General features: G+C 62.4%; 22 protein-coding genes and 1 pseudogene. 10 read left to right on the top strand and 13 right to left on the bottom strand.

The window, feature by feature from the left end:
• Positions 1-7 precede the first annotated feature (7 nt).
• From ACOJSI_RS16980 to rsmA, 3 genes are read left to right on the top strand one after another with little or no spacing between them, the layout of a single operon-like run.
• Complete coding sequence (locus ACOJSI_RS16980) at positions 8-1,342, top strand: peptidylprolyl isomerase (RefSeq protein ID WP_420139493.1); 1,335 nt, start codon at positions 8-10, stop codon at positions 1,340-1,342.
• Positions 1,320-2,336 (top strand): 4-hydroxythreonine-4-phosphate dehydrogenase PdxA, encoded by a 1,017-nt coding sequence (pdxA, locus tag ACOJSI_RS16975; RefSeq protein WP_420139492.1) that lies wholly within the window; start codon positions 1,320-1,322, stop codon positions 2,334-2,336. Before ACOJSI_RS16980 ends, pdxA begins: the two co-directional genes overlap by 23 nt.
• Positions 2,337-2,349: 13 nt before the next feature.
• Complete coding sequence (gene rsmA / locus ACOJSI_RS16970; RefSeq protein ID WP_420139491.1) at positions 2,350-3,171, top strand: 16S rRNA (adenine(1518)-N(6)/adenine(1519)-N(6))-dimethyltransferase RsmA; 822 nt, start codon at positions 2,350-2,352, stop codon at positions 3,169-3,171.
• Positions 3,172-3,547: 376 nt separating this feature from the next.
• On the opposite strand, the gene ACOJSI_RS16965 is transcribed toward rsmA, so the two are convergent.
• The 3 genes from ACOJSI_RS16965 to ACOJSI_RS16955 all read right to left on the bottom strand — a co-directional run bounded on the left by ACOJSI_RS16965 (position 3,548) and on the right by ACOJSI_RS16955 (position 5,496).
• On the bottom strand, positions 3,548-4,180 hold the full coding sequence (locus ACOJSI_RS16965) for a methyltransferase (protein WP_420139490.1): 633 nt from the start codon (positions 4,178-4,180) through the stop codon (positions 3,548-3,550).
• 87 nt (positions 4,181-4,267) lie between these two features.
• Positions 4,268-4,717, bottom strand: a complete 450-nt coding sequence (locus ACOJSI_RS16960) for a nuclear transport factor 2 family protein (protein ID WP_420139489.1) — start codon at positions 4,715-4,717, stop codon at positions 4,268-4,270.
• A gap of 29 nt (positions 4,718-4,746) precedes the next feature.
• The gene (locus ACOJSI_RS16955; protein ID WP_420139526.1) at positions 4,747-5,496 is read right to left on the bottom strand and encodes a glucose 1-dehydrogenase; all 750 of its coding nucleotides are present in this window, start codon (positions 5,494-5,496) and stop codon (positions 4,747-4,749) included.
• A 216-nt stretch (positions 5,497-5,712) separates the two neighbouring features.
• On the opposite strand from ACOJSI_RS16955, the gene ACOJSI_RS16950 reads away from it, so the two are divergent.
• Positions 5,713-6,594 (top strand): LysR family transcriptional regulator, encoded by an 882-nt coding sequence (locus ACOJSI_RS16950; RefSeq protein ID WP_420139488.1) that lies wholly within the window; start codon positions 5,713-5,715, stop codon positions 6,592-6,594.
• Between the two features lie 218 nt (positions 6,595-6,812).
• On the opposite strand, the gene ACOJSI_RS16945 is transcribed toward ACOJSI_RS16950, so the two are convergent.
• Positions 6,813-7,394 carry a hypothetical protein gene (locus ACOJSI_RS16945; protein ID WP_420139487.1) on the bottom strand — a complete coding sequence of 194 codons (582 nt, stop codon included), beginning with the start codon at positions 7,392-7,394 and terminating at the stop codon, positions 6,813-6,815.
• A gap of 378 nt (positions 7,395-7,772) precedes the next feature.
• Entirely contained in the window at positions 7,773-8,666 is an 894-nt protein-coding gene (locus ACOJSI_RS16940) for a LysR family transcriptional regulator (RefSeq protein WP_420139486.1), read from the bottom strand.
• Between the two features lie 136 nt (positions 8,667-8,802).
• Here ACOJSI_RS16940 and ACOJSI_RS16935 point away from each other — a divergent pair, with 136 nt between their 5' ends.
• The gene (locus tag ACOJSI_RS16935) at positions 8,803-9,585 is read left to right on the top strand and encodes an NAD(P)H-dependent oxidoreductase (protein WP_420139485.1); all 783 of its coding nucleotides are present in this window, start codon (positions 8,803-8,805) and stop codon (positions 9,583-9,585) included.
• A 456-nt stretch (positions 9,586-10,041) separates the two neighbouring features.
• Here the strand turns inward: ACOJSI_RS16935 and ACOJSI_RS16930 are convergent, their stop codons facing one another.
• Positions 10,042-11,181: an epoxide hydrolase family protein gene (locus ACOJSI_RS16930; protein ID WP_420139484.1), complete on the bottom strand. Its 1,140-nt coding sequence runs from the start codon at positions 11,179-11,181 to the stop codon at positions 10,042-10,044.
• Positions 11,182-11,543: 362 nt separating this feature from the next.
• On the bottom strand, positions 11,544-12,185 hold the full coding sequence (locus ACOJSI_RS16925) for a TetR/AcrR family transcriptional regulator (protein WP_420139483.1): 642 nt from the start codon (positions 12,183-12,185) through the stop codon (positions 11,544-11,546).
• A 95-nt stretch (positions 12,186-12,280) separates the two neighbouring features.
• Here ACOJSI_RS16925 and ACOJSI_RS16920 point away from each other — a divergent pair, with 95 nt between their 5' ends.
• A complete protein-coding gene (locus ACOJSI_RS16920) occupies positions 12,281-13,216 on the top strand; it encodes an alpha/beta hydrolase (RefSeq protein ID WP_420139482.1) in 936 nt (311 codons plus the stop codon).
• Between the two features lie 2,134 nt (positions 13,217-15,350).
• Here ACOJSI_RS16920 and ACOJSI_RS16915 read toward each other — a convergent pair.
• The 3 genes from ACOJSI_RS16915 to ACOJSI_RS16905 all read right to left on the bottom strand — a co-directional run bounded on the left by ACOJSI_RS16915 (position 15,351) and on the right by ACOJSI_RS16905 (position 17,116).
• Complete coding sequence (locus ACOJSI_RS16915; RefSeq protein ID WP_420139481.1) at positions 15,351-15,650, bottom strand: SGNH hydrolase domain-containing protein; 300 nt, start codon at positions 15,648-15,650, stop codon at positions 15,351-15,353.
• Positions 15,560-16,483 carry an SGNH hydrolase domain-containing protein gene (locus ACOJSI_RS16910; RefSeq protein ID WP_420139525.1) on the bottom strand — a complete coding sequence of 308 codons (924 nt, stop codon included), beginning with the start codon at positions 16,481-16,483 and terminating at the stop codon, positions 15,560-15,562. The genes ACOJSI_RS16915 and ACOJSI_RS16910 overlap by 91 nt, the downstream gene beginning before the upstream one ends.
• Before the next feature lie 66 nt (positions 16,484-16,549).
• Positions 16,550-17,116, bottom strand: a complete 567-nt coding sequence (locus tag ACOJSI_RS16905) for an acyltransferase family protein (RefSeq protein ID WP_420139480.1) — start codon at positions 17,114-17,116, stop codon at positions 16,550-16,552.
• A gap of 721 nt (positions 17,117-17,837) precedes the next feature.
• On the opposite strand from ACOJSI_RS16905, the gene ACOJSI_RS16900 reads away from it, so the two are divergent.
• From ACOJSI_RS16900 to ACOJSI_RS16885, 4 genes are all read left to right on the top strand, one after another.
• Complete coding sequence (locus ACOJSI_RS16900; RefSeq protein ID WP_420139479.1) at positions 17,838-18,455, top strand: sulfite oxidase-like oxidoreductase; 618 nt, start codon at positions 17,838-17,840, stop codon at positions 18,453-18,455.
• Complete coding sequence (locus ACOJSI_RS16895) at positions 18,452-19,210, top strand: ferredoxin reductase (protein ID WP_420139478.1); 759 nt, start codon at positions 18,452-18,454, stop codon at positions 19,208-19,210. The genes ACOJSI_RS16900 and ACOJSI_RS16895 overlap by 4 nt, the downstream gene beginning before the upstream one ends.
• Before the next feature lie 70 nt (positions 19,211-19,280).
• Positions 19,281-19,676, top strand: a complete 396-nt coding sequence (locus ACOJSI_RS16890) for a DUF1801 domain-containing protein (protein WP_420139477.1) — start codon at positions 19,281-19,283, stop codon at positions 19,674-19,676.
• A gap of 15 nt (positions 19,677-19,691) precedes the next feature.
• The gene (locus ACOJSI_RS16885; protein ID WP_420139476.1) at positions 19,692-20,054 is read left to right on the top strand and encodes a DUF1428 domain-containing protein; all 363 of its coding nucleotides are present in this window, start codon (positions 19,692-19,694) and stop codon (positions 20,052-20,054) included.
• 161 nt (positions 20,055-20,215) lie between these two features.
• Here ACOJSI_RS16885 and ACOJSI_RS16880 read toward each other — a convergent pair whose 3' ends face one another.
• The 3 genes and pseudogenes from ACOJSI_RS16880 to ACOJSI_RS16870 all read right to left on the bottom strand — a co-directional run.
• Complete coding sequence (locus ACOJSI_RS16880) at positions 20,216-21,088, bottom strand: cobaltochelatase CobT-related protein (RefSeq protein WP_420139475.1); 873 nt, start codon at positions 21,086-21,088, stop codon at positions 20,216-20,218.
• 181 nt (positions 21,089-21,269) lie between these two features.
• On the bottom strand, positions 21,270-22,613 hold the full coding sequence (locus ACOJSI_RS16875) for a serine hydrolase domain-containing protein (protein ID WP_420139474.1): 1,344 nt from the start codon (positions 22,611-22,613) through the stop codon (positions 21,270-21,272).
• Between the two features lie 515 nt (positions 22,614-23,128).
• Positions 23,129-23,345 (bottom strand): annotated as a pseudogene (locus tag ACOJSI_RS16870) (hypothetical protein); the annotation flags it as partial.

Raw genomic sequence — 23,345 nt, 5'->3', positions numbered from 1 at the left:
ACGGACGATGAGGCGCGCGGTCATCCTGCTCGCCGGGGTGATGCTGGCAGGTGTGCCAGCCATGATCGCGGCACAGACCGAAGATGAGGCGACGGCCCCGTCCAATCCATTGGGCCTGGGCAATGACGTCAAGGTTCTGGCACCGCGCGATCCGTCGGTGCGCAAGGCCACTGCGATCGTCAACGGTTCCGTTATAACGGATACGGACGTCGATCAGCGGCTCGCGCTCGTGCTCGCCTCCAGCGGCGGCCGGATCAGCGATGAGGAAAAGGCGCGGCTGCGCGTGCAGGTGCTGTCCAACCTGATCGACGAGACGCTGCAGATCCAGGAGGCGGCCGCCAACAAGATCACGATCGATCCGGCCGAGGTGGATCAATCCTACGCTCGCGCCGGCGCGCAGTTCAAGCGTACGCCAGCCCAGTTCAACGAGATGATCCGCGCGATGGGCTCCAGCCCGGCATCGCTGAAGCGGCAGATCCAAGGCGAGATGGCATGGCGTCGACTGCTCAGCCGTGAGGTCGAGCCGTTCGTCAGCGTCAGCGACGAAGAGGTGAATCAGGTGATCGCCCGCATGCAGGCGTCCAAGGGCGCGCCTGAATATCATGTCAGCGAGATCTTCCTGTCGGCGACCCCGGCCACCGACCAGCAGGTGCTCGCCAATGCGCAGCGGATCGTGGAGCAGCTGCGCCAGGGCGCATCCTTCCCGGCTTATGCCCGGCAATATTCGGAAGCGTCCACGGCCGCCGTCGGTGGCGATCTCGGTTGGGTCCGGGCGGAGCAATTGCCCGACGCGCTGGCCGCGCCCTTGCGGGAAATGGGCCCGGGCCAGCTGGCCGGGCCGTTGCCGGTCGGGGGCGGTTATTCGATCCTCGCTTTGGTCGACAAGCGCCAGGTACTGACGACCGATCCGCGCGATGCGCTCGTCACCCTGAAGCAGGTGACCATCACCTTCCCGCCCAACACGGACAAGGAAACCGCTCAGCCCAAGCTGACGGCTTTCACAGAGGATCTGAAGACGCTGAAGGGCTGCGGCCAGGTCTCGGCATTCGCCGCCAAGTGGAAGGCGGATGTCGTCGACAGCGACCAGATCAAGATCCGTGACCTGCCGCCGCAGCTCCAGCCCATCCTGGTGGATCTGCGCATCGGTGAGGCCACCCCGCCCTTCGGCGGTTCCGAGGGCGGCATCCACTCGCTGGTACTGTGCGGCCGCGACGATCCGGCCGACAAGACCGTGCCTTCGGCCGACGAAGTCTCCTCCCAGATGACCGATGAGCGCGTCAATCTGCGGGCCCGCCGCTACCTGCGCGACATCCGACGCGATGCCGTTATCGAATATCGCTGACCGGCTGCCGCCGCTGGCGCTGGCGCTGGGAGATCCCGCCGGCGTCGGCCCCGAAATCGCGGCGAAGGCATGGGAACGGCGCGCGGCAGAAGGGCTCCTGCCCTTCTTCGTCGTCGGCGACATACGATCGATCGAAGCCGTCTGGCCGGGCCCGATCGCGCGGATTTCCGATCCGTTCGAAGCGTGGGAGGCCTTTGGCAGCGCCTTGCCGCTCATCCAGCTGGAGGATGCAGGCGAGATCATTCCCGGGGCGCCCAACGTGGCGGGTGCGCGCTGCTCGCTCGACTCGCTCGAGCTCGCGGTGGGGCTTACGCGATCCGGCGCCGCGTCCGCGCTGGTCACCGGCCCAGTCTCCAAGGCTCAGCTCTACAATATCGGCTTCGTCCATCCGGGGCAGACCGAATTCGTGGCGGAGCGGTGCGGCGTGGCGCGCGAAAATGTCGTGATGATGCTCGCCGGTCCGTCGTTGCGGACGGTGCCGATCACGACCCACGTGCCGCTGAAGGACGTTCCGGAGACGCTTTCCGCCGACCTGATCGTGTCGCGCAGCCGCACCACCGAGCGTGGACTGGCCCGCGATTTCGGCATCGCGCACCCGCGCCTGGCCATGGCCGGGCTCAACCCGCATGCGGGCGAGGCCGGCGCGCTGGGCCGCGAGGAGATCGATATCGTCATCCCAGCGCTCGAGCGGCTGCGGGACGAAGGGATCGACATTGTCGGTCCGCTCGCCGCGGATACGATGTTCCATCCCCGCGCCAGGGCACAATATGACGCAGCGCTCTGCCTCTATCATGACCAGGCCCTGATCCCGCTGAAGACGCTGCATTTCGATGAGGGCGTGAACATCACGCTTGGCCTCCCGATCGTGCGGACCTCGCCCGACCACGGCACGGCCTTCAACATTGCCGGCCAGGGCGTTGCCGATCCGGGCGCCATGATTGCCGCCATCCGCTTGGCCAGCCAGTGCGCGGAGAACCGCGTCCGCGCGCAATGACGGCGCACGGGCGATGAAGCTCGATCTTCCGCCGCTGCGGGAAGTGATCGCACGGCACGGCCTGACCGCGGAGAAATCGCTCGGGCAGAATTTCCTGTTGGACAGCCAGTTGCTGGATCGCATCGCCCGCGTGCCCGGATCACTGGAAGGCGCCAACGTCTATGAGGTCGGCCCCGGCCCCGGCGGCCTGACCCGGGCGCTGATCGGCGCGGGTGCGCACGTGACTGCGGTCGAGCGCGACCGACGCTGCCTGCCCGCGCTGGCGGAGCTGAGCGCGGCGGCACCGGGCAAGCTCGACGTGATCCAGGGCGACGCGATGGCGATCGACGAGGCCGCCACGGTCGGCGGCGGCGCGCATATCGTCGCCAACCTGCCCTATAATGTCGGCACCGCCCTGCTGGTACGCTGGCTGAGCGGCGAGAGCTGGCCGCCCTTCTGGCAATCGCTGACCTTGATGTTCCAGAAGGAAGTCGCCGAGCGGATCGTCGCGACGCCCGACAGCGACCATTATGGCCGGCTGGCGGTGCTCGCCCAATGGCGCGCGACGCCCAGGATCGCCCTGCCCGTGCACCGATCCGCGTTCGTACCGCCGCCCAAGGTCATGTCGGCGGTGGTCCACATCATTCCCGCCGTCCAGCCCGAAGGCGTGCGCTTCGCCATGCTGGAACGGCTGACCGCCGCCGCCTTCGGCCAGCGCCGCAAGATGCTGCGCCAGAGCCTGAAGGGCTTGCCGGGCGGCCTGGAGGCGTTGGCCAAGGTCGGGATCGACCCGACCCGGCGTGCCGAGACGCTGAGCGTCGACGACTTCGTCGCGGTGGCGCGGGCGCTGAGTTAGGTCCTTGCAGGCGCCACCCTGCCCTATCCCCCGCGTAGCGGCGGGATGGTTTTCCTGAGAGGGAAAAACAAAAAAAACACCAGAAACGAACTTGATGATTTTGAACGTGCATCGGGTCGAACGCGGCGCGTGCGCGGGAATGCAGGGGCGATCGGACATGACGCCACGGGGGCCGAAGGCTGGCCGCGCGCGATCGTCATCGAAGCCAAATCTGAGAAACAGCCGTGGCGTTGCGATTTGCCGAGAATAGCAGGCTGCATGCCGCGGCCGGTTGTACGCTTTATGCATACATTTGTCAATTGGTACGGCGTCGCCCTCAATAACCTGCCGCATCTTCCCAGTCGCTGCAGCTCCTTGCGGGCCAAAGACTCAACGTTCAGGGTTTTATGAAGCGGTAGGCAAAGCGATCCGTCTTTCCCTTAATCGTAGAATCGAACACTCTGAGTTTGTGCCCGTCATCCCTGTTGGCGAGCATATCACCTTGGGCCTCCAGCAAGAACCCGGCGGCCTGCACTTCGTCGACGACAACCTGGGGGTCGATCCGATGCAGCGTCTGGGTGTCGCTGGTCCCCGAGCCGGAGGCGGCGGCGTGATCGACAATCACGTAACGCCCGCCGGGCTTCAAGGCTGCATAGACCGCTCGGTTGAAGGCGTTTGCCGTCGCCCCTTTGCTCTGGATCAGCGGCGTGTGAAGATCGTGATAGAACAGGTGCATCCATACCACGTCCGCAGGCATGGCGACGTCCGACATCGCTACCAGGTTCGCGGAGACAGGATGGACATTCTCCCGGCCCTGCTCGCTTGCGAGCGCCCGCATAAGGCCAACCGGATCATTTTCGAAGTGGGCGACTTCGGCCGGAACGAAGCTGTAGACCTGCCCGGCCGAGCCCACGACGTCCGAGAAGATGCGGGTCCAACCGCCACCGCCCGGATAGACGTCGATAACAGTGGCTCCTGCGCCGGCACGGGCAAAGTCGATCAGCCTGGACTGCTTGGCTTGGTCATACATGTTGATCTCTCCTTCCTTCTGGAAAGTCTGCGAACCCAATGGCGAGCTTGAAGGCACGCCGCCGCTCTGGAAGAATCCCTTTCGACTTCACGAGGCGCTTGGCTCTGCGCCCGGAGCGTCGCGGGGTGACTCCAAGCCGGCGTGAGACGCGGATGCCCGGGCCAACTCCTGCGTGTCGACATACTCCCGTATCCTGGTCAGCTTGCCGCCGCGCATCGTGATCGCGAAGACCCAATGATCTTCGAACGGCTCGTTCGTCGCCTTCACCTTTCCTGTGGCGGTGCCCGCAACCAGCACCCTGTTTCCTTGGGCGACGAACTCGCGGGGCTCCGTTGTCGTCTCCAATGACCCAGAAGCCGTCTCTATCAGGGTGAGGACGCCGCCCCGGCCACGATACGTTCCCGCCAGCGCCCACCCTGCTCCTGGGATGATCCATTCTATGTCTTCAGCGACGACTGCCAGCAGAGTCTCCCTGTCGCCTCGACCGAACGCGGCGAAGAAGTCCTTGACGATCTGAACGTTGCGTTGGGTGCTCATGAGAGGCTCTCAAGCTAGCGGCAGCGCTGTCAGACCTGGGCCATGCCGCCGTCGACAGCGAGATCGATTCCGGTGACGTAGGAGCTTTCGTCAGAGGCTAGGAACAATACGGCCGCCGCAACCTCCTCGGGCTTACCCCTTCGGCCAAGCGGGACCTGCGAGGCAAAGTGCGCTGCAGCCTGCTCCACCTGTTCTGCAGTTAAGCCCACCTTCTCCAGTGCAGGCGTTTCGATCGGACCGGGGCTCATGGAGTTTACGCGGATCTTCCGGTCCTTGAGCTCGACCGTCCAGCCGCGCGCAAAGGTGCGCACCGCCGCCTTGGCAGCGGCATAGGCGCTGAAGGCCGGATCGCCTCTGACGTTCGCCACGGAGGCAGTCAGGATGATCGAGCCGCCGTCCCGAAAGAGCGGAAGCGCCTTCTGGACCGTGAAGAACGTGCCTTTCGCATTCAGATCGAAGGTTTTGTCGAAATGCTCTTCGGTCGCCGCTTCGAGCGGCGCGACTTCACCCCAGCCCGCATTCGCGAAGAGCAGGTCGATGTGGCCGTACTTCTCCTTCACGACGGCGTAGAGCCGGTCCAGATCGGCGAGGCTTGTCACGTCGCCTGCCACGGTTGTGACTTTGCCGCCGATCTCGGCGGCAGCCTCTTGCAATTCCTTCTCCCGCCGCCCGGTGATGACGACGGTCGCGCCCTCCGCGACGAACAGCTTGGCGGTGGCCAAACCGATACCGCTGTTTCCGCCGGTGATAACCGCGACCTTACCATCGAGCCTTTTCATTTCTTCATCCTTCAAAGTGCCGAGAACATCCCTGCGCTGGCCAGATGGAACTGCGTGAGCTGCTTCATAAGTGAGTAAAGGCGCACATCCGTGGTGCGTGGATGCACCACAGCGCGTTTTGAAACTGCCTCGAGCGGCCTAGCCGGTCGCGGGGATTGAGTTCACGACGGACCCGAAAGCCCATTGAACGCTACGATCTCGGTGCGATAACGCACCATGGTCGACTGGGATGATGTGCGCTACTTTCTCGCCGCAGCTCAAGGCGGCTCGGTGCGCGCAGCTGCGAAGAGATTGGCTGTCAATCACGCTACGGTCCTCCGGCGCATATCGCAGCTCGAGCAGCGTCTCGGCACCCAGATGTTCGAAAAGCTCCCGACGGGATATCGGCTGACGCCCGCGGGCGAGGAGGTGCTCGACCTCGCGATCCAGATGGAGGCGTCGTCTAACCAGCTTGAGACACGCGTGCTCGGGCGCGATCAGAGCGTGCGTGGCAATCTGCGAGTCACGCTGACGCCGATCCTTGCTTCGCACCTGCTCATGCCGGACATAACGGACTTCGCCAGCCTCTATCCCGACATCGAAATGGAGATCGTTTCATCCGGCGAACTGGCCAATCTTACCAACCGGGATGCGGATGTCGCCATCCGCGTCGTTTACGACCGGAAGACGCTTCCGCTAAACTTGCATGGTCTGAAGGGGCCGGAAGTGTTCGGCGGCGTCTACGTGTCGCGGGATACGCTCGCGCGATGGCAGTCGGACGCGAGCCAGCCGCTCCGGTGGATCGTGATCGCGGCGCACGGAGTGCCAGAGTGGGCTAGCGAAGGGGCGGTGCAGACCGCCGGGACGGCGTTCAAGGTCACGGACGCCGCAGCTGAGATCGCAGCCGTCAGACAAGGGCTGGGCATCACGACTTTACCGTGCTTCGTTGGTGGGGCCGATCCGCAGCTGCAAAGGGTGCCGGACACTGAACTTCACCTCTACGGAACGCTCTGGATACTCACCCAGGGCGAGACGCGCAAAACGAAGCGCGTCCGGCTCTTCACAGAGTTCATGTCTGAGAGGATCGCGAGGCACGGGCCGCGACTTGCTGGTCGGTGAAGGGGGACCGCCTACGTCCGCTTCCGGGCTTGCAAAGCACGGCACCAATGGCCGTGTTCAGGACGCAAAGCTGCTTGATGGGTGTCATGAACAAGCGTCCGATTTCGAGAAGCGGGCGGACAGCGTTGAATGCCCGACATTGGGTCTTTGCGGCGGCAAATAACAAACGCAGATCCGGCATGGGAACGATGATCGGCTGCCCTTACGACACGACAGCCTCAAAATTCGGTGTGAATGTCGCCAGGAACGGCAACACCGTTTTGCCACGCCAAGGCAAAGCTCTCTTTAAGGATCCACACCTCGGTGAAACGCATGGAGGCCGGCTCTAAAGCGCTTTGAACCCGAGGCCAACGTAGTTCGGGCTCAAAGGACATTTGGGGAGAAGAGATGTAAACGATCAGGCCGTGACAGCCTCCATAGTCCTTGCTCGCCTTCTTCTGGGCGGCATCAGCAGCCACATGGCAAACTCTCTCGAGCGAAGTGATCGTTAGCGAACGGCCTGTGCTCCGCAGCACCTCGGGAAGGTAAACCTCGGTGCTTTCGTACTGCGTTTTTACCTGTCCAGCCATCAGCTCAAAGTCGGGCGTAGGCACAGAATGTCGCTCCCGTATTAACCGCACCGCGTCAGCCTGCTGGTGGCTGCCAAATCGGGCAGCGATCCAACCCTCACGAAATTCCTTGGCCACGTTGGAGCGAAATGCAGTGCCTAGAAGCTCATTCATCCGCTCGACACGCTGCAGCATCTCGGCCGGTGTTTGCCATTCGTAACAAGCCGCAGCTTCGATCTGCAATTTGTTCATTCGTATATCCTGGCGAGGAATATAGCCGTGTCGAGATTCAAATTTCGCATATGCTACGCCAAACCCGCGCTGGCGCATGAACGAGCGTCGGGTTCCGGGAAGCGCTCAAGCGAATGAACGTCCAAGAACGGGTCTCCTCGGCCGCGTAGCTAAGGGCAGGGACCGCTTAAGCCCTGATACCAATCATAGCAGATCGCCTGACGATCACCTGAAAGCGAATATGTTTGCCGAAGGCCTCGAGAGCCGGGTCTGGGACGAAGCCGCCGTTGACAAAGATTTCGTCGAACGACGGACGCCGCCGAAAGCTGTTATTGTCGTGTCCGAAAACAGATCGTGTTTAAGAACAATTGGCCTAGTCTTTAATCGTTGGGCCGGACGTCATGCCAATGCAGCGAGCCTGTCACGCAGCCAGCTTTGTGCTGGATGGTTGGTCGTGCGTTCGTGCCAGATACTGGCGATGGCAAATCCGGGTATGTGAAGCGGCGGTTCCAGCACCTGCACCCGGTCTGACCACCCCTCTGCGATCCGGCGTGGAATCACGGCGATCATGTCGGATCGCGACACGATCTCCGGCACTATCAGGAAGCCCGACGTGGACAAGGCGACGGTACGACGGCGGCCGATCGCCTCAAGCGCCGCATCGGTAGGCCCGGCAAAGCCTCCGCCCAGTTTCGAAACGACGACGTGGTCCAGCGCGCAGAACAAGTTCAGATCAAGGACACCGTGCACGGCCGGATGCCCCTGTCGCGCGACGACCACATATTCCTCCTCGTAGAGCTGGCGCTGGCGCATCGCCGCCGGCGCCTCTTCGGGCCTTGCCAAGGCCAGGTCCACCTCGCCACGCTCCAACTGTGTCGTGAGTGCCATCAGGTCGAGCGTCCGCCAGGCGATGCGGATCATCGGCGCCTCGGCCCGCAAAACGACCGAATAGCGTGCCAGCAGCGCATATTGGACGTAGTCGCTCGCCGCGATCACCATGGTCGCACGCAGAGTCTCCGGATTGAACGGCGCTCCTTGCGCGACGACGCGGCGCACACCCTCCAGTGCCTCCTGCAGCGGCTGCATCATCTCGAGTGCCCGCTGGGTCAGGATCATTCCGCGCCGGCCCGGGATCAGGAGCGGATCGCCCAGCGCATCCCGAAGCCGCGCCAGCCGTGCCGACAACGCAGGCTGGCTGAGGTTCAGCCGGCGCGCGGCGCGCGTAACGTTGCGCTCAGCAAGCAGGGTCTCAAGCGTCACGAGAAGTCCGAGATCGAGGTTCCTAGTATCCATCGTGTCGATAACGACACATAAAAGGTTCGATTTCAATACCGGCGATGGACGCACCATTAAGGTGCGAGCGGCCTAAGCCCCGCAGCGCTTCAATCGACCGCACGGATACCTCCCCAACTATCAAGAAGAGATCATCGTGAAAGTTCTCCTCGTTTACGCGCACCCCGAACCTACTTCGCTGACACGGCAGTTGGTCAATGTAACGGCTGAGACGTTGTCGGCAGCCGGACATATCGTGATCCATTCGGACCTCTACGGCATGAAGTGGAAGGCGGTGTACGACGCCGATGACTTTCCGGTGCGCGACAACCCCGAACGGCTGTCATTCATCCTGGAGTCGGGCCATGCCTACGGAAGCGGGCATCAAACGCCCGACGTGATTGTCGAGCAGCAGAAGCTGCTCGCGGCTGATGCTGTGATCCTGCAATTCCCGCTATGGTGGTACGGCGTGCCTGCGATCCTGAAGGGCTGGATAGAGCGGGTCTATGCCTTCGGCTTTGCCTACGGCTATCAGAATGGCTCCAACGAGTTCCGTTTCGGCGACGGCATCCTCAAGGGCAAGCGAGCGCTGGTCAACGTGCAGGTCGGCGGCCCAGCCGCCGACTATGGCCCGCGGGGCATCAACGGGCCGATCGAACAGCTGCTGTTCCCGCTGACCCATGGCGCGCTGTTTTACCCCGGCATGGACGTGCTCCCGACGCACGCGGTCTATGGTGCGGGTCACGTTTCCACGGCGGAAGATGTGGAGGCGATCAAGGCAGCATGGCGTGAGCGTCTTGCTGGGCTCTTCACCGACACACCAATTCCCTTCCGGTCGCAAAACGGCGGCGACTTCCCCGATCGCCACACCATGGCCGACCATGTTGCGCCGGGCCAGACCGGCCTCGTCGCGCACGTTGCCAATCTGGTCGACGCTTGACGAGCAACGCCAATGTCGCCTGGTTGGTTAACTCAGATCGTCGGGACCTTCGGAGCTTGCGGGGACAAGATTGGCGCTCGCGGCGGCAGGCGGCGCCGATCTGCCGCTGACGGAACTGATCACCTCGCGCATGGACGCGATCATCGCGGCCGATGGTGGTGAACTGGACTGGTCGGCGGTTGGCCAATGATCTGATGTGTCGCGGGGTATCCGGCATCACACCAACGTTCGGTCGAGAGACATCGGCAGGTCGCACGCCTGGCGCGGCGGCGCGGACGTCGCGAGTATGAGCGGTAGATCAGCGGCGGCGTTTCATTAGGGCCGTGCCATTGCGGGTGAATCCCTTGGGGTACGATGCCTATGACCCAAGCTGAGAGGGCACGGCGCTCATTCCGCCACGCCAGCGGCTGGGCCGCGAGTATGGCTGCCATGCCGCTGGCGCCAAGATTGCCGAGGTCACCAGCTTTTGCCGAGGACCAGGGCGACGAACGCCCGCAGGTCGCGCAGCATCAGGTCCGGCTCTTCCCAAGCGGCGAAGTGGCCGCCCGACGGCATGTCGCTCCAATGCACGATGTCGTAGGTCTTCTGTGCGAAGGAGCGCGGCGGCGGGATGAATACGGGGTCGGGGAAGGCGGCAACGCCGGTCGGCACCACGATGCGCGTTCCAGCGGGAAACTTGTTCGACTTTTCGAGGCGCCTGCCCTGATAGATCCAGGTCGCGGTGACGACCGAGGACGGCGCGACGTAGAGCATGATATTGGTGAGCAGCTCGTCTTCGCAGAACTTGCTCCAGATGTCCGGGCTGCCATCGGGCGCCACCGGGAGATCGGCCCACTTGCCGATCTTCTCGAGCATCCAGCCGGCCGCGCCGACCGGGCTGTCAGCCATCGCCGCGCCGAGCGTTTGCGGGCGCGTCCCCTGCTGGTGACTGTAGCCGCTCTCCAGTTCCAAGAGTTCGTCCCGTTTGGCGACGAATGCCCTTTCGGCGTCACTCGTCGGTGCGGCATCCTCCGCGTGTAGGTTAATCATATTAAGGTGGATGCCGAGCAGCGCATCGGGCCGATCGTGCGCCATCCACGCGGCGATGGCGTTGCCCCAATCCCCGCCCTGGACGATGAAGCGCTCGGGACCGTAAAGCTCGCCCATCAGCCCGTTCATCAGCGCCGCGGCCCGCCGCGGCCCGATGAGACCGGTGATCGGCTTCGAGAAAGCGAAGCCCGGCAGCGACGGCACGACGACGTCGTGACCGTCCGCGACCAGCGGCTCCAGCAGCGGCTCGAACTCGAGATACGAGCCTGGCCAGCCGTGCAGGAGTAGAAGCGGCGGCTTCGAGCCGTCGCCCTTCAAATGCACGAAATGCAGGTGCTCGCCGTCGATATCCGTGATGAAATTCGGAAGCCGATTGAGGCGCCGCTCGACGGCACGCCAGTCGTAGACATCCCGCCAATAGGTGACGAGCCGCTGGAGGTCGGCGACCCCGACGCCCGATCGCCAATCTCCCGCGTCGGGAAGCGCGCTCCAGTCATAGGCGGCGACCTTGCGCCCGATGGTCGCGAGCCGGTCGTCGGAAATCTCGATCTTGTAGGGCGTCGCCATCGCCGTCTCCTCGCTCCGCCGCCGCTCGCCGCTCGCCGCGTGACGCCCGTTGGCCGCTTGAACGGCCGCCGCCGCGGCATCCGGATGCTTGCGGCGGCATCGTCTCGCGTGACACAATGTTAACGCGTCTTATTGCAACGAAAGGCGGCTGTTGAAAGCGCTGCTTCGGACCGCGGAAGCCCGCACCAGCCCAGATCTGCGCGCCGCCATCCGGCAAGCCTTTTTCTGTCACGTGTCGAGGACATGGTTGCCTCGGCCAGAACTCCGGGCAGCTGTCGACATGCTGCCAACGAAGCCCATGTGGTCAGCGAGCATGGGCGTTTCATCGAGGCCAAATGGAGCGGCGGGGGATATCAGGCGGATTAAGGACGTGGTCTCGTCAAATTGTGCTGAATAACTGAGGATGCGAGTTCGGCCGTCGCGAGCAAGTCTTCCATCGTCACCCCGTCGCGGGCGGCGACGGCCATACCGACCAGTACCGCATTCAGGTACAGCGCGAGTGCGTGGGTATCCGCCGCCTCGGCAACTTGCCCATCTGCCACACCTTGCTCGAGCCGCGCCCTGAATATGGCGACGGTCGCCATGCGCTGGTCTGTTGCGTAACGCGCGACCGCCTCATTTTCCCGCGACGTATTAATGCCTGCCGTCGAGCGCATACAGCCGAGCGGATACTTACCACCTGCGAACAGCCTCGCTGACGCCTCGAGTGTATTCCGGACTGCCGGAACGACGTCCTTCTCGCCGGTGAGCGCGTCCCGCACCGACTGCGTGACTTCGCGTTCATACCACGCAAGCGCCTCCTCATACAGCTTCCGCTTCGATCCAAAGGCCGCGTAAAAACTCTGGGTGGTGATGCCCATCGCCGCCGTGAGTTGGTCGACACTGACGCCTTCGTAGCCCTGCTCCCAGAACAGCAGCGCTGCCTTCCCGATAGCATCTCCGACGTCGAAACTTCGCGGCCGCCCGCGCCTGCGCGGCATGTTTCCATTTTCCACAACGATCACTCTTGAATTCGCCTCGATCCCGATATAATTCGGGAACGATCGTTACCAATATCGGCGTGAACGTACATTTTCCTGCTTAACTGAGGATCCGACTTGTGGACACGCGTCATCTCGTTGCACCAGCCTATCGCGAAGCTGCTGCAGTTATTCCCGTCTTCGACATGGATACGCAATCTGTCGAGCAAATCCGCGCGGAACTGCTTCACGCTTATGAGCAAGCCTACGGGTCCCCGGACGACGTGCCCAAGCAAGAAGTTTTCATTGAACGTGGCGGCGACGCGCCGATACGCGCTCTGCTCTACCGGCCGGAGCAGCACGCGGCCCGTGGCGCCATCCTTCACATCCATGGCGGTGGGTGGATCGCGGGATCACCCGACATGTTTGCCGCACTCTGTGCCGAAATTGCGAAGCGACACGGCGTCGTGGTTCTGTCCGTGGATTACCGCCTCGTCCCGGAAGCCGCTGGAGACGCGGCGTTGGACGATTGCTTTGAGGCATTGATGTGGTTGCGCGCCCATGCCGCACGTCTTGGCTTTGGCGCAGACCGGATATCGGTCATGGGTGACAGCGCGGGCGGGAATCTTTCTGCAGCTACCGCATTGCGTGCCCGCGACGCCGGCATCTCTCTTAAGTCGCAATTGCTGATCTATCCGGCATTTGACGATCGTACCGGCGGTCCGAACGCCCCAGTAGAAAATCCGTTTGCAGGCGAGTTTGTTCTGACGCCCAAGTACACCCGCCAGCTGTGGAACGCGCGACTGGCCAAGGTCGCGCCTGAAAACCTGCCGTATCTCGCGCCGGCACGGGCCGAGCATCTTGCTGGCTTGGCGCCCGCCTTCATCGCGATGGGGAGCCTCGATATCCTGATCGATGAAGCTCTCGACTATGCTGGCAGGCTGATCCGCTCAGGCGTACCAACAGAGCTGCACGTCTATGACGGTGTCTTCCATGGATTTGACCTAGTGCCGGGGCCAGAAACGGAAGCCTTTAAAGCCGATCTGGCCCGTGCGATCGAGAAAGCTCTAGCTTGAAGCAAGTGGCAGAAAGAGCTGGCAGCCGCTTGGAAGATCGACCTTTTTCGGCTGATCGGCCGCTCAGCGGAGCGTCGGCCGGAAGGGGAACAGGTTGATTATGGCCACCGTGCCGTGGCCAACCTATTTGCTCGGATGAACGAGCGACCGGTATTGGGAAGCGCGGCACGGGCTTCAAATGTTCACAACTTGGTCCTTGCTGCCACGCGACGGAGGCACGGCTACCGCCCTCGTAAGAGCGTCGGATCTTCGGTGGGCGAACGCTGGACTAGGGCGCGGCGTTGATCTAACTCAGCGTTGCAAGTCACAAGGTGATGAACGATGCAGAGTCCAAGGCTGGGCTTGGCGGTTCTCCTAACGGTACTCGCTGCTGTTCCGGCGGCGGCCACGACCTACTGGCGCAATCCTGAAGTCACCCCGGGTTTTGGTGGCGTGCGGAAGGAGCTGCAGCGGCTAGTGAACGCTGATGGCCGCAGGCGCGTAAACCATCTCTGCGCTGTGGTTGAGGACGTACATGAACCCCCCAGCGCTTCCAGCGAGGGGAACTCGCAGCAGCTCATCGTATACTGGCGGGAAGGAGCGAGCATCTACACCTATGGTCCAGGCGACCACGGCAGCATCGGCCCCGGCAATCGGAATGAGGGAGCTGACATCAATCTACGCATGGACGTGGTGAAGAACGAGCGGGACATTGCTGGCAGCACTACTCGCGTCACTCGCGCTTACGTCGATTCGCTGATCACACACTGCCGAACGAGCGGGGTTAGCTACACTATCGTGCGGAACAGTCGATAATGGATGTCGTAGAGCTCGATCCGTTGACTACCACAGCCGGGCTGATGGAGCGCTTATTCCTGCACGAAACCCGTTCACCCGCTTATGGGAAATCGTACAGCCAGCCGGACTCATTGAAGGCAATGCGTCTGATGCGGCAGGTTCTGCGCAATCGTTTGAAGCATCCGGAATAATGGGGTGCGCGCGGTGCTACCGATGAGATTCCGCTAATTACCATCAAGAGCCAGTTTGGGCAGTTCGGCCTGTACCCCCGGCTACCTGTGAAATTCATGTCGCATGTCGAGGAGATGGTTGCTTCTGCCAATACTCCGGGGAGCTATCTGCATGCTGCTAACCGAGCCCATGTGCAGGATGCGATCACTGCGGCAACGGAGGCAAATCCTCCACCTGAGATTGCAGCCTTAGGCGTTGTCTCTTGGCGGACCGCTGGTCACGGGTCGCCGGGACCTCGGTTCCGGGCTGTTATAACGGTGCAAGGCAACACCTTCTTTGAGGTCTATCGGTGACTTTCTTTGCATCGCAGTTAGGTCAAGTGAGTAACCACGACCAAAACGTCTCGATCAAGATTCCTAAACAGATTGTCGTGTCCGTCGTGAGGCGATCGGCGTCCGTGAGTAGCGCCGAAGCCGCCTCCTAGTGCGGGCAGGGAGCGACAGCTAATCACTCAGCTATACCGTTCGGCAGCTAAGTTCTTGTCTCCCTACAAACCATATATTTCGCCGAGAATGAACTAAAGGATGCTTTCAGGAGGCGCGAACGTGGGGTTAAATGGCGGTGTTCGGGTTATTGGTGGCTCTAGGACTAGCTAAACCGGCGCCCGATTTCTGCACATTCCCTCCTAAGGGCTGCCTGGCTGCTACTGGCCCAATAGTTGCCGCTGCGTGATGTAATATTGAACGGCGGGAACATGCCGACAGCGGCCAGGCGAATTCGGGGACGAAAGCGGACATTCGCGGGAGCTGGCCTTTAAATCAGCGAGCCCGAGGTTCGAGCCCTAGTGCGTCCACCGCCTTTCCAATGACTTAGTAGACATTGAGGAGCCCTACCGGGCTCAAGGTAGCGTTCTAGGTAGCGGCCAATGCCTCAAAGTGAGCGGGCACCCCCCAGTCCTCGGGTCACTGCGTCGACCTTGCGTTCCGGAAGGTTGCGATAGCCGAAGGCCGTTGGACGTCCGCGGCTCCCGCCAGCCCGACTTAACGGGGACCAGAGGTTCGCGTGGAGCGTCATGGGCAGGTGCGGAACCGGGGCCGGCCCTGCCAGCGGCATGAAATCGCCGAACTGATGGCAGCGGCCAGCACCCGGAGGCGCCTGACCTAACGCGACCATAATGTTTTGGGCGCTAATTTATCAGCCCCGGCGCGAAAGCGGGCGTGATGATATGGCTCGCTGCCGACGCTGAAATATGATTGTCGTCGATAAACAGAAGTGAATCTCCTACATAGAGAGGACAGCCCGGCTGGCATAAAGCGTCGGTGTAAGAAAAGAACCTGACCCCCGGGTCTAATGAGAACCGGCTGCGCACCTTTTCCAGCTTGTGTCCGCGCTGGATCACCGGGAATGTCCGCTCATGGATTTGCGCGATAGCCAGAGACCACGGTAAATCCGTTTTAGGATCCGGCATCGCGTCCAGAAGCAGCACACGCTTACCACCGACTCGGATGCCTGAATGGTACGCGCGATCGCCTCCTCATTATCGCCATAGCGGCGCCAGTTTGCGCCTAAGATGATTAGATGCACGGCCGGGTCCGCGATCATACTGCGCAAGCCTTGGCTGTTACGCACTTTGCAATGGCGTCGTTCTAACACTGAACCTCGGCTAGGTACGTAGTCCAGGATGGGCGGACAGGAAAACGCCTCGTAAAGCGTTCCTCCCGACGTAATGCTGGCGACGGCAGCTGAAATAGCGCCAGCGTGGGAATCTCCGATCAGCCGTATACCCGCACCATCGCCCCACGAGCAGATCCTCTCGGCCTCACATTTGGCTGCCACAGAAGACCAATCGTCAGCTGTTGCCTCCAAGGCGAGAATCGACGGTGGCCATCGCTGAGGCAGGCCCCGCCATGAGACTGCTACCAGGGCTACAACGGTGAACAACCCAACTCCGCACACTATGGCCACGGTACGGAACGGGACGCTCCGCCTGCGGGAGGGCTGCTCGACGAACCGCCAGCTTAGAGTTGCGGCTGCAAAGCTCGCCGCTACTCCGCCCACGATCCACTGCCAGGGCAAGGAGATAGTTCCCAGATACTGCCGTTCGAAAAGAACGATCGGCCAATGCCACAGATAAAGGGAATATGAGATCTGCCCCACGCCAACTAATACGGGGTGGCAGAGGACAGCGTTTTTTTGATCTCCCGCCAGAATAACCAGCGCGGCTCCAAAGCAAGGTGCAAGCGCACCGGCCCCCGGGAAAGTTGATAGATCTGACAGGAGGGCCACGGGCGCGATGATCAGCGCAAGCCCGACCCACATCCAATACGCCCGTAGGCGGATACTGCTGTAGGCCACCAGCGAACCAACCAACAATTCCCACGCCCTTCACGGCAACAGGTAGAAGGCTGCGCCTGGCGCATAGTAGGTCGCGAATACTGATAAAATGAATGACACGAATGCAGCGGGAATCAGGAGCGGCAACGGTCGTCGCAGATATTTGATGCAGAAGGGTATCAGCAGATAGAATTGCTCTTCCACCGCGAGCGACCACGTGTGCAGCAACGGCTTAATGACATGCTCTGAGGCGAAGTAGCCCTGCGCTTTCCAGAAGCGGATGTTGGACACCCAAAGGAGGACGGAAACTGTTGTGCGCGCCAATTCAGCGAGCTGGCGCGGCAGGAGCAATACAATCCCCGCGACCATGCTGGCGATCAGGACAATCAAGAGAGCCGGCGCGATCCGCCTGATCCTGCGGCGGCAAAAATCCATGACTGAAAGGTTGGAGCCAGCAGAGCGCAGATGGCCCGTGATCAGGTAGCCAGAGATCACGAAGAACACGTCGACGCCGACGAAGCCGCCGCCTAGTCTCTTCGAGTGGTAGAAAAGGACCGCGACGACGGCCACGGCGCGCAGGCCATCTATGTCAGGCCTGTAGGTTTGGGCGCTCGTCACCAAGCGGTGCTTACATCAACCTTTTGATTGACTGTCCAGCGATGACCTATCGTTGACGATTTCGCCCTATGGCTGCTCCCGCATTTTCGGCCATCGCACGCGTCAATGACCTCGTCGATCATGCCGTAATAAGCTCGATGTCGGTCTCCGTCACATTCGCGATCCTCAAAGACAAAACGTAGCTGAGCGAACGTCCGCTAGCGGTTCTAAGCGCCGAGACCGGTCATTCCGCTTCCCCCTCGTCGATCACTCCTAATGGACGAATGGCAGCTTACGAGATTGCCCCTGGGCCATCGAACGGCCGAAACTAGGGCGTGCAGCTGCCGTACGTTCTTGCTGAACGAGCGTCCGCTTTAGAGAAGCGGTTCGCAGGCCCGACAGCGTCTGCAACTGGGTCTAATCGGTCGGAAGCTGCCGGGTGACCGAACCGGGATCCTCCAACCATCCTCAGCCTGCGATTGATGGATGGAAGCTTCTTGGCAAAGTGCGTCTGCCGCTGAAGGTTTATGATGGTCACGCCAGCTGACCTTGCATGTCCGGATTTGAGTCACCTCGCCCCCTGTTGTTGACCGCTGCAGAGGAGACAGCCCGACGTTTACGGCTCCGCACATCAGAAGCGCATTGCGCCGCGTTGCGACGGCATGGCAACTCGGCGCTTGGGCGGCAGCTTTGCGGTGCGGATGGCGGCAGAGCGGATGAGCCCACATCTGGAGGGCGGCACATGCTCGTGACGAGAGGTTTCAAAGGAAAGCGACGCCAAGGCGACGATGCGCGTCGGCGGCTGCCTCCTGGCCAGTTCCTGACACCGGAATTCCCGGTGCTGACCGCTGGTCCCACACAGCATACGGCGACCGACCGCTGGAGCCTGTCCTTGCAGTTTGGCGGCAAGCTGCTGGGCAGCTGGTCCTGGGACCAGTTCAACGCGCTGCCGCAGACGGACCTCACGGTGGACATCCACTGCGTCACCAAATGGTCGAAATTCGACACCAAATGGCGCGGCGTCACGATAGACGATCTTATCGCCGCTGCCGGCCTGGAGGGGTCGCCGTCATCCTTCCTCATGGCGCACTGCGACGGCGGCTACTCCACCAACCTCCTGCTGTCCGACCTCCTCGGCGGTCGCGCCATGATCGCCACGCACTTCGCCGATTTGCCGCTGTTGCCCTCGCACGGCGGCCCTGCCCGGCTGCTCGTGCCGCATCTCTACTTCTGGAAAAGCGCGAAGTGGGTGAGGCGACTGGCTTTCCGGGAGGAGGATAAGCCAGGCTTCTGGGAATCGCTTGGCTATCACCGGCGCGGAGACCCGTGGCTCGAACAACGCTACGAGGGCGATCGATGATCGACGCGGCGGAGGCGTCGGCGCAGTGGCGGATCGGGACTGTGACCGCAATCTGGTCGGAGACGTCTGCCGTGAAGACGATCGCGTTCGACGTTCCTGACTGGCCCGGTCATCTCCCCGGGCAGCATCTCGATATCCGACTGACGGCCGCAGACGGCTATGTCGCGCAGCGCAGCTATTCGATCGCGTCTGCGCCTGAAAGGACGAACACGATCCAGATCACCGTGGCGGCCGTGCCCGACGGCGAGGCGTCCGAATTCCTGCTCGAAGAGCTGCGGATCGGCGACAGGATCGAACTGCGCGGCCCGATCGGCCGATATTTCGCATGGTCTCCCGACCACGATCATGGCTTGCTCCTCGTCGCCGGCGGATCCGGCATCGTTCCGCTCATGGCGATCCTGCGGACGCGCGCCGCTGCCGGAGCGGTCGAGCCCGCGCGCCTGCTCTATTCCTCGCGTACGGTAGACCAGATCATCTACCGGGACGAGCTCGACACGCTGGCGGCGCGCGGGGATGGCCTGACGGTCACGCAAACGCTGACGCGGGGTGCGCCCCCCGGCTGGACGGGTGAGCGCGGCAGGATCGGGCGGATCATGCTGAAGCGGCAGGGCTTCGCGCCTGACGGGCGCCCGGACATCTACGTGTGCGGTCCCACGGCCTTCGTCGAAACAGTCGCAGAGCATCTGACGGCGATCGGTCACGCGCCGGGTCGCATTCGCACCGAACGGTTCGGCCCAAGCGGGGAGTTTCGGTAATCGGCCAGGACGCGGTCGGGCGCATCCATCTTTGGACCGTGCTTGTCGCTTAGGCTATCTTAACAGAGCGATGGACGGCGTTTTTCACTTCCCGGCCGCGCGGCGTCCCGACCCGCAGGTCGCCTTGTGGTTCGCCCATGGCGATCCGTTGCGCGCCCTGGTCGAACCCTGGTTCGAGCGGCTACGCGCCTGCGGGCCGGACGTCCGCGAACTGATCCACGATGGCCGTCCGACCGCGTGCGTAGGGGATGCCGCCTTCGCGTATGTCGACGCTTACGCCCAGCACGCCGCCATGGGGTTCTTCTTCGGCGCTTCCCTGCGGGATCCGACCGGCATCCTGGAGGGTATGGGGAAGCGGGCGCGCCATGTTAAACTGCGGAGTGACCGGATGCCGGACGAGGCAGCGCTGAGCGATCTTATCCTGGTGGCCTACCGGCACATGCATCAGCATCTCGGTCCTAGCTGATCGGAGGGAGCACCCATGTATGTATGCGGTCTCGTGATCCCGGTTCCTGAAGGCAGAATGGATGCCTATCGCCAGTGGGCGGAGAATGGCGCGCAATTCTTCAGGGAATATGGGTGTCTGGAAATTGTGGAATGCTGCGAGGACTTCATACCGGAGGGCCAGCAAACCGACTTCCGCAAGGCCGTCGCGGCCCAGGAAGGCGAGAAGATCGTCTTCACCTGGCAAGTCTGGCCCGACAAGGCGTCCTTCCAGGCAGCCGAGGAGAGGATGCACCATGACCCGCGCATGGACTCCGCAGGCGAGCCGCCGTTCGACGCAAAACGCCTCATCCTGGGATGCTTTGAACCAATTGCGCAGATGGGGCGCACCCCATGCTAACGCGGGTGGGCGCCGATCCCGGCATGTTAGGCCGGCCTCAGTATCGGCGTTGAAGGGATCAAATCCGTCAGACGAGAGAGTCCCGAATGACGGGTTGTTCCGCACGTACAGCAGACGCTCGCCCTCGTCATCGAGACGCGAACAAGCTTTGGCACCGACCGTTAGGCCGTCAGCAGTTGTTCGATCAAATTAATCAATGCCACACCAAGTTCGCTGGGAGCCTCAACGTAGCTGGATGTCGGGTAGAACAAATGCATCCGATACCCGATGCCCATCGCTGCAATTCGGATGTCCCCAGCCGCCTCGATATTTTCCACAACTTCTCGCAGATGGTTGCCGAGATAATCTGGCGGATTTGCAGTTAAGGTCGCGTAATCGACGGGAGCTCCGTCCGACAAGACGATCAGGATCTTACGCTTGTTTGGTAACTGTGAAAGGCGACGAGCCGCCCATTGGATCGCCTCGCCGTCAACATTCTCCTTCGGCAAGTCTGGCCGTAGCATCTGACGGTAGTCCCAACTGCCGCTGCTCGCACGGCGATCGGCGGCGTCCTGATAAATGATGTGCAGGAGATCGTTTAGGCGCCCGGGATTGTGTGGGCGGAACCTCCAGTTCCACCTGCTTCTCGAACGGCCACCGCGCCATCTCGCGGTGGTGAAGCCCAGCACTTCGCAGGTTATTCCCAGCGTGATCAGAAATTCTTGGGTGGCATCCGCTGTCGCTGCAGAGAAAAGCATTTTCTGCCCCCGCATCGATCCGGACTGATCGAACAACAGCGAGATCGCAGTATCTCGCCTATCGGCTTCGGTTAGCGCCGCCATTATACGTGACGACGCATCTGCTGCTATCAAGTGGAGACGTGTTTTCGACGGCAACAGCTCAGTCTGTAATTCTTCCCATGCTGTGTTAAGAGCGACCAGCTGATCATGCCGCAACGAGCCGAGGACCGCGTTTAATTCACTCGCACGAACTTCCCGGTCGAACTTCGTTGTATAGGCTCGATAGCCTGTTCGGTGTTCCGAGGAAGAAGCCATACACAGACAATGCTGCGGTGCTCGGGACCGGTCAACGGCGTTATCCGGGGCAAGAAGCCAACATCGTCTATCCATCGTTGCCGCGACGAACACCCCTTCGAGCAGTCTCACATGCTGCCATGCTTTCAACTGGATGAACGAACCGCCGGATTGGGAAAGGAACGGCCTCTCGCACCCGAGGCTAGACCCTGTCGAAGACCAGCACGTCGGAACCCGCGATCGCGCGCAGATGCATGACCTTTCGGTCGGCGCCGCGGGCAAACCGGAATATCAATGTGGCGGCAGGCACATAGCCGTCCGGCATCACGAAATCCGAGCTGTCGATCGGGACAAGCTTCCGATCCCGACCTTTGGATCTCAGGGACAGGCCATCGTTCGCGCGCACGACCTCGATCGTGTCTGCGCTGAAGCCGGTGTCGAGGAAGCCGGTGAGCAGCGGATCTTGATCCGCACGACGACGATAGCTGCCGACATAATCATCGAGAAGGGAGGCAACAGGAACGGCGGGAAGAGCGACGGACCAGTCTCCCGGCCACGTACAGGCATCCGACACCGCGTTGCGGATTTCGTCGCCCAGCACGTCCCCCCGCGCGCCGTTGGTGAGCACAACCAGGCCGTCGCCGGATGCCAGATTGCCTTCGACATAGGCCTTGTAGCTGTCGTTTGCGCCCGCATGATGGAAGATGCGCGCCATTCCCTCGCCGGCAAGTCGGGGACCTAAGCCGGTGAAGCCGGGTGTCACGGCGGTCATCATATCGACCGCAAGTTCCTGCGGCATATAGCCGGAGCGTCCGCGATAGCTGGTCCCCAACGCCACGATCATGTGCGCGAGATCACCGGCGGTGGTCCATAAGCCGGACGCGGCCAGTTCGGGAAAGCTCTGCCAACCGCGCGGGAGGGCCACGGGCTTTCCGTCCGGGCCATGTGCATGCGCGATATTGCCGATGGCGGGGCCCGGGGCGGGCTCGAACCGGCTGCGCCGCATCTCGAGCGGATCGAACAAGAGCCGCTTGGCGACCGCATCGAACCTCTCGCCGGTCGCATCCTCGATCACCGCCTGAACGATCATGTAGCCGCCGCCGGAGTAACGCGACCGGGTGCCCGCAGGATCGATCCGCGCCAACGCTCTGTTCATCGCCGGAGGTTCGCCGTTCAGGGTTTGGACGAGCGTCGGAAGAGGAGCGCCGGGGGTATAATCCGCGAACCCGTGGACGTTGAATCCGCTCGTATGCGACAGCAACATCCGCAGCGTGACGGCGCGATCGTCGCCGTGCGATCCGGCGGGTACGCGCCACCGCCGCAGGTAGTCGTTCACGTCCCGATCGAGATCGAGGGTACCGCTCGCCACCAGACGGAGGCAAAGCGTCGCGCTCGCGAGCTTGCTGACCGATCCCACCGAGAACAAAGTATCGGCATCGATCGCTGCGTCCCTCCCGGCGACGCGTGTGCCGAACCCCTGCACCGCACTGAGCCGGCCCGCGCGCATCACGGCGATCGCGGTGCCCGGAACACGGTAAGAGGCCATGCGATCGCCTAAGGACCAGTGTTCCGCTCCGGTATGCACCGTCGGACGCAGGCGAAGGTCAGAGACCGAACCGGATCTTGCGGAGAGGGCCGGAGTGGCGATCAGCGGCATAGCCGCTCCGCCAGCCAGAAGGCTTCGTCTATCGATATCGACCATGGGCGCTCGCTACAATGTTGGCAGCGCCCGCCGATCTTTTCTCGCGGATTGGTCCGGTGCCCTAACCAATCCCGGCCATTCCGGCGCAGCGATCCTACCCCGCCGAACCGACGGGTCAATGGTTAACCAATGCCCGCCTGTGGGGAGGGCGATGGAGGCCGCGCGTGCCCATGAATGCCCTCTGCCGTCAAATCGCCTAGACGCCCGCATGTCGAACCATAGGCCGTACAGCATCAGCCCGTATCCGCCGCAGCAAACCTGGTTCGCAAACGATCTGAGCCGCTCTTCTCGGGCGATCTCGAAGCTGCTGGGGCTGCAGGACGTCCGCCTACCTACCCGCGCGGGCGCTCGCGCGCCAGCTATTGCTGCTGTGGCGTCTGCTCTTCGGCCCCCTTCGGCGGGACCTTGGTGGTGGCTTGCGCGGTAACGATCGTGGGTGGAGGCCCCTTGGCGATGGCGGCGCTCAACTGTGCCGCCGGGGGGCACGCGCCTTTGCAGAGTTGGTTGATGCGGGCCAGGTTGGCGCGCGCGCGTTCCCGCGCCCCTGTCTGTACCATCGCTTCGCCCTGCCCGGCC

Origin of the sequence: Sphingomonas sp., assembly GCF_048595155.1 — a bacterium.
Classification (GTDB): Bacteria; Pseudomonadota; Alphaproteobacteria; order Sphingomonadales; family Sphingomonadaceae; genus Sphingomonas_I.
The sequence above is the reverse complement of the archived record's forward strand: the minus strand, read 5'-3'. Positions and strand labels throughout refer to the sequence as shown.

Coding starts and splice junctions, on each gene's coding strand:
- ACOJSI_RS16960 (WP_420139489.1), bottom strand. CDS start 4,717: ATGAGCACCCAACGCAACGTTCAGATCGTCAAGGACTTCTTCGCCGCG.
- ACOJSI_RS16875 (WP_420139474.1), bottom strand. CDS start 22,613: ATGGCCTCTTACCGTGTTCCGGGCACCGCGATCGCCGTGATGCGCGCG.
- ACOJSI_RS16965 (WP_420139490.1), bottom strand. CDS start 4,180: ATGTATGACCAAGCCAAGCAGTCCAGGCTGATCGACTTTGCCCGTGCC.
- ACOJSI_RS16980 (WP_420139493.1), top strand. CDS start 8: ATGAGGCGCGCGGTCATCCTGCTCGCCGGGGTGATGCTGGCAGGTGTG.
- ACOJSI_RS16955 (WP_420139526.1), bottom strand. CDS start 5,496: ATGAAAAGGCTCGATGGTAAGGTCGCGGTTATCACCGGCGGAAACAGC.
- ACOJSI_RS16880 (WP_420139475.1), bottom strand. CDS start 21,088: ATGGCTTCTTCCTCGGAACACCGAACAGGCTATCGAGCCTATACAACG.
- ACOJSI_RS16930 (WP_420139484.1), bottom strand. CDS start 11,181: ATGGCGACGCCCTACAAGATCGAGATTTCCGACGACCGGCTCGCGACC.
- ACOJSI_RS16885 (WP_420139476.1), top strand. CDS start 19,692: ATGTATGTATGCGGTCTCGTGATCCCGGTTCCTGAAGGCAGAATGGAT.
- rsmA (WP_420139491.1), top strand. CDS start 2,350: ATGAAGCTCGATCTTCCGCCGCTGCGGGAAGTGATCGCACGGCACGGC.
- ACOJSI_RS16890 (WP_420139477.1), top strand. CDS start 19,281: ATGGACGGCGTTTTTCACTTCCCGGCCGCGCGGCGTCCCGACCCGCAG.
- ACOJSI_RS16895 (WP_420139478.1), top strand. CDS start 18,452: ATGATCGACGCGGCGGAGGCGTCGGCGCAGTGGCGGATCGGGACTGTG.
- ACOJSI_RS16910 (WP_420139525.1), bottom strand. CDS start 16,483: ATGTGGGTCGGGCTTGCGCTGATCATCGCGCCCGTGGCCCTCCTGTCA.
- ACOJSI_RS16950 (WP_420139488.1), top strand. CDS start 5,713: ATGGTCGACTGGGATGATGTGCGCTACTTTCTCGCCGCAGCTCAAGGC.
- pdxA (WP_420139492.1), top strand. CDS start 1,320: ATGCCGTTATCGAATATCGCTGACCGGCTGCCGCCGCTGGCGCTGGCG.
- ACOJSI_RS16900 (WP_420139479.1), top strand. CDS start 17,838: ATGCTCGTGACGAGAGGTTTCAAAGGAAAGCGACGCCAAGGCGACGAT.
- ACOJSI_RS16940 (WP_420139486.1), bottom strand. CDS start 8,666: ATGGATACTAGGAACCTCGATCTCGGACTTCTCGTGACGCTTGAGACC.
- ACOJSI_RS16945 (WP_420139487.1), bottom strand. CDS start 7,394: ATGAACAAATTGCAGATCGAAGCTGCGGCTTGTTACGAATGGCAAACA.